Below are 13,711 nucleotides of genomic sequence, written 5' to 3'. Positions count from 1 at the left end.
CATGGGTAAGGGGCTAGGTGACAAACTTGTGCTGGCGATCTCTTCGCGAGCGCTGTTCGATCTGAGCGAAAGCCACCAGATCTATGAAAGCGAAGGGGTGGAAGCCTATCGCCGCTATCAGATCGAGCATGAAGATGAAGTGCTGATGCCGGGCGATGCCTTTCCGCTGGTAGAGAAGTTGCTTGGACTGAACACGCGGCTCAGCGAGCAACGCGTGGAAGTCATCCTGGTGTCGCGCAACAGCGCCGATACCGGGCTGCGCGCGTTCAACTCGATCCAGCACTACGGGCTCGGCATATCCCGCGCTGCCTTCGTCGGCGGTCGTAGTCCCGACCCTTATCTGGCGGCCTTTGGCTGTCATCTGTTTCTGTCTACTCACGCCGACGATGTGCGCAACGCACTGAAGGCCGGTTTTGGTGCGGCCACGCTGCTTTCCGGTGGCGCGCGGCGAGCGAACAGCAACGAACTACGTATCGCCTTCGATGGTGATGCCGTACTGTTCTCCGACGATTCCGAGCGCGTCTACCAAAGTGGCGGCCTCAATGCTTTCCAGGATCATGAGCGCGAAGCTGCTCGGCAAGCCTTGCCTGGCGGGCCTTTCAAGCCTTTTCTGGCCGCATTGCATAGCCTGCAGCAGGAGTTCCCCGAAGCAGACTGCCCGATCCGTACTGCGTTGGTCACTGCACGTTCGGCGCCAGCGCATGAGCGTGTGATTCGTACCCTGCGCGAATGGAATATCCGCCTGGATGAATCCTTCTTCCTCGGCGGGCTGGACAAGTCGGCGGTGCTCGAAGCCTTCGCTGCCGATGTGTTCTTCGATGACCAGACCGGGCACTGCGAAAAAGCCCGTCAGGTGGTGGCGACCGGTCATGTGCCCCATGGCGTCAGCAACGAGTTGCTGCCCTGAGCCTGGGCCTGTGCAGGCGTCCAAGCGTCTGCATATAGCCATTCGTCCTAAATAACGCTTCCGATCTTGCTTTGTCTGATGCGCTGCTAAGCTCAATCAAGGGCCTGCGCCAGCAGTCGAGGAGGCCGCGTGATCCGCTCGATACTCTATGCCACCGATCTGGGGCTTTATGCTTCCTACGTGCTGCAGCACGCTCTCGCTATGAGTCGCAGTTTTAAGGCCGATTTGTATGTGGTGCACGCGGTTGAGCCCATGGGGCTATTCGCTGAATCCGTTCTGCAGACCTACCTGGACGAGGACACCCTTGGGGAGCTGCGTCGTAATGGACTCAATACCGTCATGGCCAGTATCGAGCAGCGCGTGCTGGAAGGGTTTCGCGACGAGCTGGGTGATGGTCAGCAGGATCTCCAGTTGATTCGTGCGGTGCGTGTGCTTCAGGGGGATCCGCCTGCGGTGATTCTTGAGGAAGCGCAGAAACTTGGGGTGGATCTGTTGGTCGTAGGCAGTCATAGCCACGGCGCGGAATTGGCCGTGCCGCTTGGACGCACTGCAGCACGCATCGTGCAGTTGTCGGAGGTGCCGGTGTATCTGGTGCCCATGCTGCAACACCGTGGACACGGGGATCTGTAAAGAGGGCTAATAAAACGTTCTAGGATGTTCGATTAAACCAATAATATGGTTATATACGGCATTGGCAGTTGTTGGCCTGCCTTACTGCTCTGAGGGAAATTTATGAAGCTTCAGCAATTGCGCTACATCTGGGAAGTTGCGCACCACGACCTCAACGTATCGGCTACCGCTCAGAGCCTGTATACCTCGCAGCCAGGGATCAGCAAGCAGATTCGCTTGCTCGAGGATGAGCTGGGCGTGGAAGTCTTCGCCCGCAGCGGCAAGCACCTGACCCGCGTGACCCCAGCGGGGGAGCGCATCATCACCACGGCCGGCGAAATTCTGCGCAAGGTCGAAAGCATCAAGCAGATTGCCCAGGAGTTCTCCAACGAGAAAAAGGGCACGCTGTCCATCGCCACCACCCACACTCAGGCTCGCTACGCTCTGCCGCCGGTGATCAGCGCCTTCATCAAGCAGTACCCGGATGTCGCCTTGCACATGCACCAGGGCACGCCGACGCAGATCGCCGAGATGGCTGCCGATGGCAGTGTCGACTTCGCCATCGCCACCGAAGGTCTTGAGCTGTTCAACGACCTGATCATGATGCCCTGCTACCGCTGGAATCGCTGCGTGGTGGTGCCGCAAGGGCATCCCTTGACCAAGCTGCCGAAGCTGACCCTCGAAGCCCTGGCCGAGCATCCCATCGTTACTTACGTATTCGGTTTCACCGGGCGTTCGAAACTGGACGAAGCCTTCAGTCATCGTGGTCTGACGCCCAAGGTGGTGTTCACCGCAGCCGACGCCGACGTGATCAAGACCTACGTGCGCCTGAACCTGGGTGTCGGCATCGTGGCCAAGATGGCGGTCGACGCCAAGCTCGATCCGGATCTGGTGGTGCTCGACGCCGATGACCTGTTCGAGCCCAGCGTGACCAAGATCGGTTTTCGTCGTGGCACCTTCCTGCGTGGCTTCATGTGCGACTTCATCGAGCGTTTCGCCCCTCACCTGACCCGCGAGATGCTCGCCAAGGCGGTGCAGTGCCACAACAAATCCGAACTCGAAGAGCTGTTCGCGGGCGTCGAGTTACCGATGCACTGAAGCAAAACTGGAACGAAAAATGGCGCCCAAGGGGCGCCATTTTCGTTTCTGCACGGGAGCGATCAGTGGCTCAGGTGCAGGCCGCACTCGCGATTGTCTTCACCCTTGGTCGGGTCGAAGTAATCGAACTCGTTCGGCAGGTCGTGGGCGACCAGGTACTGATACAGGTCCTTCGAGGACCAGTGCAGCAGCGGGGCGACCTTGATCAGGCCGTCCGGGTTGATGCTGATCGGGTCCATTTGCGCGCGCACGGCGGTGTCGGTGGCACGCAGGGCGGTGAACCAGACGCTCGGAGCGGTCTCGCGCAGGGCACGGGCGAAGGGCTCGAGCTTCACTTCCTCGGTGAACGCGGCGTGGCGCGGATCATCCAGGCCTGGAACCGGGCCGTCGATGGCCTCGCGGTGCGCGCGCGAGCGCTTGGGCAGGTAGGTGATCAGGTTGAGATTGAGCTTGCGCGCCACTTCATCGGCGAAGCGATAGGTGGCTTCGGTGTTGTAGCCGCTGTCCATCCAGACCACCGGGATATCCGGTTTGACCTGGCTGACCATGTGCAGGATCACCGCTTCGAACGGGCGGAAGTTGGTGGTGCAGATGGCGGGTTTGCCCAGTCCGATGGCCCACTGCACCAGTTTTTCAGGCTGGTTGCCAAATTCGGCGTTGAGCGCGTCCAGGTCGAGTTCCATGCTGAGGACTCCAGGTCATGTGCGTGAAGGCGCGATGGTAGCAAAGGCTGGTTATGCGGCTAAATAACTAAGACTGTTATTACCCTTTCTTATGGTTATAAGAAGGGCGCATTGCGCAGCTCAGGCCCAGCGGCTAGAGTGCCGGCTCCTTTTTGGCTCAACCGAGGAGTGGCCTGTGGAAATCGCGTGTCTCGACCTGGAAGGCGTACTGGTCCCGGAAATCTGGATCGCCTTTGCGGAAAAAACCGGCATCGAGTCGCTCAAGGCGACCACCCGCGACATCCCTGATTACGATGTGCTGATGCAGCAACGCCTGCGCATTCTCGATGAGCACGGCCTCAAGCTGAAGGACATCCAGGACGTGATCGCTACCCTGAAGCCGCTCGATGGCGCCGTGGAGTTCGTTGACTGGCTGCGTGAACGTTTCCAGGTGGTGATTCTCTCCGACACCTTCTACGAGTTCTCCCAGCCGCTGATGCGTCAGCTCGGTTTCCCGACTTTGCTATGCCACCGCCTGATCACTGACGAGAACGATCGCGTGGTCAGCTACCAACTGCGCCAGAAGGATCCCAAGCGTCAGTCGGTCATCGCCTTCAAAAGCCTGTACTACCGCATTATCGCCGCTGGCGACTCGTACAACGACACCACCATGCTCAGCGAGGCCCATGCCGGCATCCTGTTCCATGCGCCGGAAAACGTGATTCGCGAGTTTCCGCAATTCCCGGCCGTGCACACCTTCGAAGCCCTCAAGCAAGAGTTCCTCAAGGCCTCGAACCGCAAGCTGAGTCTGTAACACCGATGCATGAAAAACGCCGCGATTTCGCGGCGTTTTTCGTTTGCGGTGCTTATTCTGCCCTGGCTGGCAGGCGCTCCAGCGTTTCCAGCAGCACCTTCACCTTGGTGATGGACTCCTGATACTCGGCTTGCCAGTTGGAGTCGGCGACTATACCGCCGCCACCCCAGCAACTGACCTTGCCGTCCTTGACCAGCAGGCTGCGAATGGCGATGGAACTGTCCATCTCGCCGCGCACGTCGAGATACAGCAGGGAGCCGCAATAGAGTCCGCGCCGTGTCGGCTCAAGCTCATCGATGATCTGCATGGCGCGGATCTTCGGTGCGCCGGTGATGGAGCCACCAGGGAAACTGCAGGCGATCAGGTCCAGTGCATCCTTGCCGGGCGCCAGCTCGGCGGTGACGCAACTGACCAGATGATGCACGTTGGGATAGCTCTCCAGGGCGAACAACTCCGGTACTTTCACCGAACCGATGCGGCAGCTGCGGCCAAGATCGTTGCGCAGCAGGTCGACGATCATCAGGTTCTCGGCGCGATCCTTGCGGCTCGCCAACAGCTCCCGCGCCTGTAGCTGGTCGTCATCGGCGTCATGGCCGCGGCGCCGAGTGCCCTTGATCGGACGGGTTTCCACCTGACCGTTGCTGACCTTGAGAAAGCGTTCGGGCGACAGGCTGAGAATGGCGTCGCCATTGCCCAGGCTCCGAAAACCCGAGAAAGGCGTGGGGCAGGCCTGGCGCAGTGCCAGGTAAGCGGCCCAGGGATCGCCCGCGCAGGGCGCCTGAAAGCGCTGGGCGAAATTCACCTGATAGCAATCGCCAGCGAGGATGTAGCCCTGGATGCGCTCGATCGCCTGGCGATAGCGGTGCTGATCGATAGCGGCCTGGAACGGCTGGGTCAGTCGGAAGGGCGCGAGTTCCTCGTTATGCGGTGCTTCGAACAGCGTCTGCAGGCGCTGGCGTTCTGCCTCCGGCAGCGCCGGGTGAAACAGCAGGCCGCTGGTACCGAGCTGGTGATCGCTGATCAGCGCCCAGGCGTAGAGACCGAAACGGGCATCCTCGAGATCAAGATCATCGACGCTCTGCTCGGGCAGCACTTCCAGGCGGCGGCCGAAGTCATAAGACAGGTAGCCGATCAAACCACCGACGAATGGCAGCTCCTGCTGCGCTGGTGCCTCGGCGGGCCCAAGGCTCTGTAATGCACCTCGCAGGCGTTGCAGAAAGTCGTTGGCCGATTCGTCGGGCATTGGCGCCAGTTCTGCCAATGGCCAGGCGCTCATAAGGTCATAGCGTCCACGCTTGGCACTCGGTCGTCCGGCATCCAGCAGTACGGCACCGGGGGCCTGGCGAATGCGCTGGAAGTAGTCGCTGGGGTCGGTGCGGTAGGGAAGAGGGTGCAGAGAGCAGCTGGGCATGCGTGGCAGTCGAATGGGGTGAAGGAGCGATTGTAGTCCGCCGCTGATATTCATCCTAGAGCTTCGGCCAGGTTTGCTCCGGTACGCTCGGCTGATTAGTATGGAGTCGTGCCAGGATGTTGAACTGCCGTACCAAAACAATAATGAATGAAGGAATCCAGGCCATGGATGTAGTGATCGGCCCTGCCGCTGGAAGCCTATTGCGTTCAAAGCTGTCGCCGCCCCAGGCATCTGCGGACTATTTGGCAAGACCCCAGGTGGAAGCCGCGCTTTCGGCCCACCCACATGCCCGCCTCGTGCTGTTTTGTGCTCCTGCTGGCTTTGGCAAGACCACCGCGTTGGCGAGGCTGGTCGAACAGCGTCGTCAGGCCGGCAGCGCTGTTGCCTGGCTATCGTTGGGCTCTGCTGATGATGAGCCGGTCCGTTTCTTCCAGCAACTGATCGAAGCATTGGGTCGCGCACTGCCCGGCCTGGGTGATTACGCCCTGGGCTACCTGCGCAATACCATGCGCGTGCCAGTGGAGGCCGTGATGGAAAGCCTGCTGGTGGATCTGTCGCAGCGCTCTGAACCGCTGCTGCTGGTGCTCGACGACCTGCATCTGATTCAGGATGGCGAATTGCTCGCCGCACTCAATCGCCTGGTCAAGATGGCGCCGCCGAGTTTCACCCTGGCCATCGGCAGCCGTTCGCAGCCCGCCCTGAGTCTTGCCACGTTACGGGCCAAGGGATTGTTGCTGGAACTGGGCAGTGATGAGCTCAGACTCAATCCTGAAGAGACGCGCGGTTATCTGGAGCGCAGCGGCCTGCGGCTCGATCCAGAGACGTTCGGCGCGCTTTACCGTCATACCGAGGGCTGGGTGGTTGGGGTGCATTTGGCCAGCCTGTGGCTGCGCAACCACCCGCAACCGGCTGAGCACCTGGCCGAGTTGGGCGCAGACAAGAATGTGGTAGGCGACTACTTGCTGCGCTCGGTGTTCGAGCAGTTGCCTGGCGAGCGCCAGGAACAGCTGTTGGCGCTGGGGGTGGCGCAGCAGCTCAGTGGCGAGCTGGTCAATGCTTTGACCGCGCGCCAGGATGGCCAGCAATTGTTGGAAGAGCTGGAGGCCATGCAACTGTTTCTCCTGCCCATGGATCGCGAGCGCCAGTGGTATCGCTTCCATAATCTGTTCGCCGAGTTTCTCCGTAGCCGTCTCAAGGACCGCGACCCGGAGCGTTTCAAGCAGCTGCATTTCAATGCCAGCCTGTGGTTCACCACCCACCACATGCAGAACCTGGCCATCGAGCACGCCTGCCTTGCCGAGGACGCCGAGATGCTGGCCGCGCTGCTCGACGGCTGCGGTCTGGAGCTGATCAATCGCGGACAGCTCAACCTCATCTACAAATGGCGACAGCATGTGCCGGACGAAATTGCTGCGCGCTTTCCGGTGTTAGTGCTTGCCGATGTCTGGACCCGCGCGGCCGAGCTGGGCCTGAACGAGGCCAATGGCATGCTCGATGAGCTACTGGAGCGCTGGTCCGAGTCGCGCACGAGCGGGCCGTTGAGTGACAAGGTGCTGGCAACTCTGGCGATCAAGGCGGTGATCGCCTTGCAGAAGGATGACCTGGATACCTGCGTCGATCTGGCGCAACGCATCGAGGCGCAGCTGGGACAGCACACCGCGTTTCTCGAAGTGGCGATCCTCACCGTTGGCGCCTTGGCCAGCGTCATGCTTGGCAAAGCCGAGCATGCGCGCAAGTTGCTGGCGCTGGCGCAGCAGCGCAACCATTTCCTCGAAGGCCGTTATCTGGATATGCAGTTGGCCAATGTGGACGTTCTCCTGTGTCTGGAGCAGGGGCGGGTAAAGCAGGCGCAGTTGCTGTTTGAGCAGTTGCGTGCGCGAATGATGCCCTGGTTCGGTGAGAAGTCCCGGGCCCTGGTTCTACCAACCATCAGTGAGTCACTGATCGCCTATCACCAGGGCCGTCTGGACGGTCTGCAGGATCGACTGCGCTGGGCCTTGGCCACGGTCGATGTGATCAACCCGATCGACCTGTATGCCCAGGCCATGCTTTGCCTGGCGCGGGTTCAGCGTCAGCAGGACGCGCCTAAAGAAGCGATCGCGACCCTGGTGCTGATGCAGAACCTGGCGGCGCGCAACCATTCCTGGCGCTTCTATGTGCAGGCCGTGGGCGAGGAGATTGCGCTGATTCTGCAGGAGCCTGTGGCCGACCGTAGCAAGCGCGCAGAACAGCGTCTTAAATCGGTGGATTGGAGCAAGCTGGCGGGGTATTACACGCAGTGCAGTTTCAACCCGGTGCCGTGGGTGCTCGGCCTGACCCGTGTTCGTCTGCAGCAGGCGCGTGGCTATTTCAGCGAAGCGCTGCATGAGATCACCCAGTTGCGCGGCCAGTTGCAGGATGGCCGGCATGGGCTGCATCAGCTGCGTCTGGATCTGCTCGCTGCGCTGAGCTACCAGCGCCTGGGCTATCGGGAGCGCGCGCAGAGTCTGCTGGTGCAGTGCCTGATCAGCGCCGAGCGAGAAGAGGCGCGCAGCCTGTTCATCGAGGAAGGTGAGGCCATACGCCAGTTGCTGCAGCAGTTGGAGTCCGTCGAACGCCAGCCGGCGCTGCAGGCTTTCATCCGTAGTCTGTTGAGCGCCTGGCCCGGTCAGGAGTCGCCTCACACCATGGTTGTTCTGGAGGAGGGGCTGACCGAGCGCGAGCGCGAGGTGGTCTGTCTGGCCGCCAAGGGCATGTCCAATGATGAAATCGGCCAGCAGTTGGCGCTGGCCCTGGGTACCGTCAAATGGCACCTGCACAACATCTACGAAAAGCTCAAGGTGCGTAATCGTACTCAAGCCATCCGCCGTGCCCGCGAACTGAGCCTGCTCGAATCATGAACAGCCCGAACTTGTCCTGCCAAGCCGCTGCGCCGCTGCTGCTTACCAAGTTGTATCCCGCTCATGCCGAGGGCGCGCCGCAGCTGGAGCGGGTGGCCTTGCTCGAGCGTTTGCTGGACGCCAGCGAGCAGCGCCTGATCGTCCTCAGCGCACCCGCCGGCTTCGGCAAGAGCACCGTCCTCAGCCAGCTGCGCAGTCGTTTGCAGGGGCAGGGGACGCGGGTCGCCTGGCTGTCGTGCGATGAAAGCGACAGTGAACCGGCGAGGTTTCTGCAGTACCTGATTGCGGCGGTTGCCGCAGTCTGTCCCGGTTTCGGCGGTAACGCTGCGGCGCTGCTGCAGGGCGAGATCAGTTGGCCGCTGGAGGCGGTGATAGATGCGCTGCTCGATGATCTGAAAGGCCTGTCGGAAACGCTCTATCTGATGCTCGACGACTTTCACCGTATCCGCCATCCATCCCTTGGTCAGGGCGCGCGCTATCTGATCGAACGCCTGCCCAAGCAAGTGCGCCTGGTGGTCAGCACGCGTTATCAACCGCGTTTTCTCGAAGAGCCGCCATTGCTCGGCGCCTGGGCGTTCTGGCTCAAGGCCGAGGATCTGCGTCTGACGCGCGCGGAAACGGCTGCGTATCTGCGCACCATCAAAGGTCTTGCGCTTGAGGAAAGCGAACTCAACCAGCTGTATACGCGCACGGAAGGCTGGATCACCGCGTTGCACCTGGCGGCGCTGGCCTTGCCGCGCCAGCATAATCGCGCGGCCTTTCTCGCTGGCCTGTCAGGGACCGAACGCAACATCGCCGATTATCTGGCCGAGGATGTGGTGGCTAGCCTGCCGGAAACCGTGCAGCTGTTTCTCGACCAGACCTCGGTCCTCGACGAATTCAACGTCGAGTTGTGCAACGCGCTGACTGGGCGCCAGGACGGTCGCGACATGCTACGCAGGCTGCAGGCCGAGCAACTGTTCGTGATCGCGCTGGACGAGCAGGGCGAATGGTTCCGTTATCACCACCTGTTTGCCGACTTCCTTCAGGGACGCTTGGCCAGGCGCGGCGACCCGGTTCATCTGTTGCACGCCGCTGCGCGCTGGTGCGAGAACCATGATCTGGCCGACAAGTCGATCAAATACGCCCTGCGCGCTCGCGATTACGCTTTCGCCGCCGAGCTGTTGGAGCGCCAGGGCGCGCGTCTGATCGCCGGTAACCGGGTCTACGGCATCCTCGCCATTCTCAAGGACATTCCACCGCTGGTGATCAATGAGCAGCCGGTGTTCCAGATTTTCTATGCCTGGCAGCTGGCCTTCGAACAGAAATTTGCCGAGTCCGAGGCGTTGATCGAGGAGGTCAGCGCACGCTTGACGCAAGGGCGCGGCAAGGGCATCCACTTTGGCCTGATCGAACTGCTGGCTGCCGCTCAGGTGCTCAAGGCGCTGGTGTTGCTATATCAGGACAAACTCGACGCCTGCCTCAAGGTCGCCAGTCATTGGCTGGCGCTGGTGCCCAAGAATCAGCCGGTATTTCGCGCCAGCCTGGCTTGTGTGCAGGCAGCGGCGTTCGCCTTGCTCGGTGAGTTCGGTGACGCGGCCAAGGCGATTGCCGTGGCGCGGGAGAACCTGCGTCAGTGCGAAAGTGAGTACTTGCACGTGATGGCCAGCCTGATCGAAGCGCTGATCTGCAAGGAGTACGGCGAACTGGAGCGTGGTCGCGCCCTGGCCGAGGCCGCACGGGCAAGGGTCGAGCATGTGTTTGGGCGGCGCAGCCGGGTTGGCGGTCCGCTCGGACTGGCCTATGCCGATCTGCTTTACGAACAGGATCGGCACGCTGCGATTCTCGCCGAGCTGCCGCTGGCCACCACCTGGCGTGATGTTGCCACGCCGGTGGAGTTGATCAGTCGCGGCAAGCTGGTCATGGCGCGTGCGCGCTTCTTTGCCGGTGCCGGTGAGCAGGGGCTGGAAGAGCTCGACGAGTGGTTGAGTGGTTTGCAGGGCCCGGGCTACGAGCGGGTATTTGCCATCGCCATGGGTTGCAAGGTGCAGTTCCTGCTGTGGCTGCGCAGGCCGAACGAGGCGCAGCGTATCTATCTGCAGTTGGAACGCCATCTCGCTGTACTGCCCATCGAACGCTATGGCGATGCACATACGGCGCTAGCGCTGAGCCAGGCCCGCCTGGCGCTGAGCGAGCAATGGGTGGAAAGAGCCCAGGCCAGCCTGGAGGCGTGCCTGACCAAGCAGGGGGCGGACCACCAGCGTGATCGGCGCCTGCACCTGAGCTTGCTACTGTCGGTGGCTTACTGGAGCAAAGGTAACAGCGAGAAAGCCTTCGCGCTTTTGCAGGCGACACTCGAAGAGGCCTGGCAATGCGGCTATCGCCGCTTGTTTCAGGATGACGCACTGTGGCTGCTGCCGCTCTGGAATGCCTGGAGCCGCGCGGAGCCCAAGCGCGCGTCTGTCTGGCAGGGCGTTGCCGAAATGCTTCGCGAGCAGTGCCGCAGGTTGGCTATCGATCCTGAAAGCCTCGAGGAAAATCAGGGAGTCAGCCATCGCGAGCGGGAGATATTACGGCTCGTGGCAGCGGGTCTGTCGAATCGCGATATCGCCGAGGCGGTGCACTTGTCCGAGGCCACTATCAAATGGCATCTGCATAACCTTTTTTCCAGGTTGGGTGTACGCAGCCGTACGCAAGCAGTGCTCAAAGGCAAGAGCCTGGGACTGCTGAGCGAGGCATGAGAAGACGTGCAGGTGAGGGAGGGAAGGCGAACTTGCGACGCTGCATTGAGCGAGTCGTAAGGTGCCGCGGCACCTTACGACGTTCGCGGGTCAGACTTCCTTGCTGACGATGTGACCAAACAACTCCTGGGAGAAGCGCACACGCTCTTCGGCGCTTTCCTGAATGCCCTTGGCTTTCAGTTCTTCCAGGCGGGCTTCCACGGCATGGGCGCGGTGTGTCAGGCCACAGTCGTTGGCGATCTGGATGTTCAGGCCGGGGCGGGCATTGAGCTCGAGAATCAGCGGACCCTTGTCCTGGTCCAGCACCATGTCCACGCCGATGTAACCCAGGCCACACAACTCGTAGCAACCGGCAGCGAGCTTCATGAAGCCGTCCCAGTTCGGCAGTTGCACGCCGTCCACCGCGTTGGTGGTGTCCGGGTGCTTGCTGATCTTGTTGTTCAGCCAGGTGCCGCGCAGGGTAACGCCGGTGGCCAGGTCTACACCCACGCCGATGGCGCCCTGGTGCAAGTTGGCCTTGCCGTTGGACTGACGCGTCGGCAGGCGCAGCATGGCCATCACCGGGTAGCCCATCAGCACGATGATGCGGATGTCCGGCACGCCTTCGTAACTGATGCTCTTGAAGATGGTGTCCGGGGTGACGCGGTACTCGATCAGCGCGCGGTCACGGTGACCGCCGAGCGAGTACAGGCCGGAGAGGATGCTGGAAATCTGCTGCTCCAGCTCCTCGTGGCTGACGATCTTGCCGGATACCGTCTTGAAGCGATCCTCGAAGCGGTCGGCGATCACCAGGATGCCGTCGCCACCGGCGCCCTGCGCCGGCTTGATGACGAAATCGGTGCGCCCGGCGATGATCTCGTCGAGCTTGTCGATTCCCTTCTCGGTTTCGATGATGCCGTACATCTCGGGCACATCGATGCCGGCCTCGATGGCCCGCTCCTTGGTGATGATCTTGTCGTCGACGATGGGGTACAGGTGCCGTTTGTTGTACTTCAGCACGTAGTCCGCATTGCGTCGGTTGATGCCCATGATGCCTTTGGCTTCAAGGGCCTTCCACGTCTTGATCAGGCCGAACATGGTCTTAGTCCTTGAGGAAGGCTTTGAAACGGAACAGTTCGGTCAGGCGGTAGCCGCGGTAACGACCCATCGCCAGCATGAAACCCACCAGGATCAGCAGGATCGCCGGGAAGGTGAACACGAAGTACACCAGCTCCGGCACACTCATCAGCAGGTGCGCGATGGTGGCGGCGAACAGGGTGCCGATGGCGACCTTGAACGCATGACTGCCGCCACGCTCTTCCCAGGTGATCGACAGACGCTCGATGGTCATGGTCAGAATCACCATCGGGAACAGTGCTACCGACAGGCCGCGCTCCAGGCCCAACTTGTGGCTGAACAGGCTGATGGTGGCGATCAGTACCACGACGAAGGTCAGCACGACCGACAGGCGCGGCAGCATCTGCAGCTTCAGATGTTCCAGATAGGAGCGTAGCGACAGCCCGAGCGCGGTGATCACGGTGAACAGGAAGATACCGAAGCCCAGTTGGGTTTCGCGGAAGGCGAGGGCGATCAGCACCGGGGTAAAGGTACCCAGGGTCTGCAGGCCGCCGAGGTTGCGCAGGATCAGGATGACCAGCACGCCGATCGGGATCATCACCATGATCATGAACGTCTGCTGGGTCTGCAGCGGCAGGCCGTACAGCGAGTACTCAAGGAAGCTGGCGTCGGTGTTCTCGTCGGTCAGTTTGGCCAGGCGGATGGCGTTCATCTCGCTGTTGTTCAGGCTGAAGCTGACTTGCGCCTGCCGGCCGCCTTCGAGGCTGACCAGATCGCTATCGCCGATCCACCAGACCAGGCGGTCTTCCGGCAGGCCTTGCTCACCGGATTCCGGGTTGAAGTACAGCCATTTCTGGCCATTGAAACTACGCAGCCACAACTCCGGCGACTGAGCGACCTCGGCCTGCAGGCGAATGGTGTGTACGCGCTCCATCGGCACGTGGGCAATGGACAACAGTAGATCGACGACCTTGGCCTTGTTGGCGGTGGAGGCATCACCACCGAGCAGCAGCTTCACGTTGTCGTCGTTGACGTTGTTGGCGCGCTTGATGGTTTCGCTGATGAAGGTCTCGACATCCGCCGAGTGCTGGCGAATCGGTGCCAGCAGGGCTTCGGCTGCGATCTTCTCAGGGCCTTCGACCGGGATGCTGTCGCGGAAGATCGGGCCTTTTGCAGGTGCCTGCTCGCCGCTGTAACGCTTGGTCAGTACCAGGCGATAGTAGAGGGTCTGTTTGCCATTGGCACGGCGTGCCGACCAGGTGACACGGCGGTTGCCGTCGACACGGTTGACACTGACGCCGTAATTGTTGGAGATGAAGCTCTCGTTGAGGCTTACGTAATCCTGGTTCAGTGGCGGCACGAACATCTGCAGCTTCACCGGCTCACGCGGCGTCGCCTGGAATTCGACCTTGGCATCGATGTTCCACAGGTCGTCGGTCTCGTCCTCGGTCACCGGAATGCCGAGAATGAAGATTTGGTATGCCGTAATCAGAACGCCCAGGGCCACCAGGAGGGTGATCAGGACTTTCAGATGCAGGTTCAGAGAGCGCATGGG

Annotated in this window: 10 protein-coding genes; 6 read left to right on the top strand and 4 right to left on the bottom strand. The window is 61.2% G+C overall.

Going from position 1 to position 13,711, the window contains the following annotated elements:
• Position 1: 1 nt before the first annotated feature.
• The 3 genes from INS93_RS07230 to cysB all read left to right on the top strand — a co-directional run bounded on the left by INS93_RS07230 (position 2) and on the right by cysB (position 2,614).
• Positions 2–907, top strand: a complete 906-nt coding sequence (locus INS93_RS07230) for a 5'-nucleotidase (RefSeq protein WP_099524315.1) — start codon at positions 2–4, stop codon at positions 905–907.
• A 129-nt stretch (positions 908–1,036) separates the two neighbouring features.
• Complete coding sequence (locus tag INS93_RS07225; protein ID WP_160017975.1) at positions 1,037–1,537, top strand: universal stress protein; 501 nt, start codon at positions 1,037–1,039, stop codon at positions 1,535–1,537.
• 102 nt (positions 1,538–1,639) lie between these two features.
• Positions 1,640–2,614, top strand: a complete 975-nt coding sequence (cysB, locus tag INS93_RS07220; RefSeq protein ID WP_017676798.1) for an HTH-type transcriptional regulator CysB — start codon at positions 1,640–1,642, stop codon at positions 2,612–2,614.
• Positions 2,615–2,676: 62 nt separating this feature from the next.
• Here cysB and INS93_RS07215 read toward each other — a convergent pair whose 3' ends face one another.
• Entirely contained in the window at positions 2,677–3,297 is a 621-nt protein-coding gene (locus INS93_RS07215) for a phosphoadenosine phosphosulfate reductase family protein (RefSeq protein ID WP_160017976.1), read from the bottom strand.
• A gap of 175 nt (positions 3,298–3,472) precedes the next feature.
• Between INS93_RS07215 and thrH the strand changes: the two genes are divergently transcribed.
• Positions 3,473–4,090, top strand: a complete 618-nt coding sequence (gene thrH / locus INS93_RS07210) for a bifunctional phosphoserine phosphatase/homoserine phosphotransferase ThrH (RefSeq protein WP_192980847.1) — start codon at positions 3,473–3,475, stop codon at positions 4,088–4,090.
• Between the two features lie 52 nt (positions 4,091–4,142).
• On the opposite strand, the gene pabB is transcribed toward thrH, so the two are convergent.
• Complete coding sequence (gene pabB / locus INS93_RS07205) at positions 4,143–5,501, bottom strand: aminodeoxychorismate synthase component I (RefSeq protein WP_192980846.1); 1,359 nt, start codon at positions 5,499–5,501, stop codon at positions 4,143–4,145.
• A gap of 164 nt (positions 5,502–5,665) precedes the next feature.
• Here pabB and INS93_RS07200 point away from each other — a divergent pair, with 164 nt between their 5' ends.
• Complete coding sequence (locus INS93_RS07200) at positions 5,666–8,380, top strand: LuxR C-terminal-related transcriptional regulator (protein WP_226945372.1); 2,715 nt, start codon at positions 5,666–5,668, stop codon at positions 8,378–8,380.
• Positions 8,377–11,100 carry a LuxR C-terminal-related transcriptional regulator gene (locus INS93_RS07195; protein ID WP_192980845.1) on the top strand — a complete coding sequence of 908 codons (2,724 nt, stop codon included), beginning with the start codon at positions 8,377–8,379 and terminating at the stop codon, positions 11,098–11,100. The genes INS93_RS07200 and INS93_RS07195 overlap by 4 nt, the downstream gene beginning before the upstream one ends.
• 90 nt (positions 11,101–11,190) lie before the next feature.
• Here the strand turns inward: INS93_RS07195 and INS93_RS07190 are convergent, their stop codons facing one another.
• On the bottom strand, positions 11,191–12,177 hold the full coding sequence (locus INS93_RS07190) for an alpha-L-glutamate ligase-like protein (protein ID WP_160017980.1): 987 nt from the start codon (positions 12,175–12,177) through the stop codon (positions 11,191–11,193).
• 4 nt (positions 12,178–12,181) lie between these two features.
• Positions 12,182–13,708 (bottom strand): inactive transglutaminase family protein, encoded by a 1,527-nt coding sequence (locus INS93_RS07185; RefSeq protein ID WP_160017981.1) that lies wholly within the window; start codon positions 13,706–13,708, stop codon positions 12,182–12,184.
• Between the last annotated feature and the right edge of the window lie 3 nt (positions 13,709–13,711).

Origin of the sequence: Pseudomonas sp. EggHat1 (assembly GCF_014892995.1) — a bacterium.
GTDB lineage: Bacteria > Pseudomonadota > Gammaproteobacteria > Pseudomonadales > Pseudomonadaceae > Aquipseudomonas > Aquipseudomonas chaetocerotis.
The sequence above is the reverse complement of the archived record's forward strand: the minus strand, read 5'-3'. Positions and strand labels throughout refer to the sequence as shown.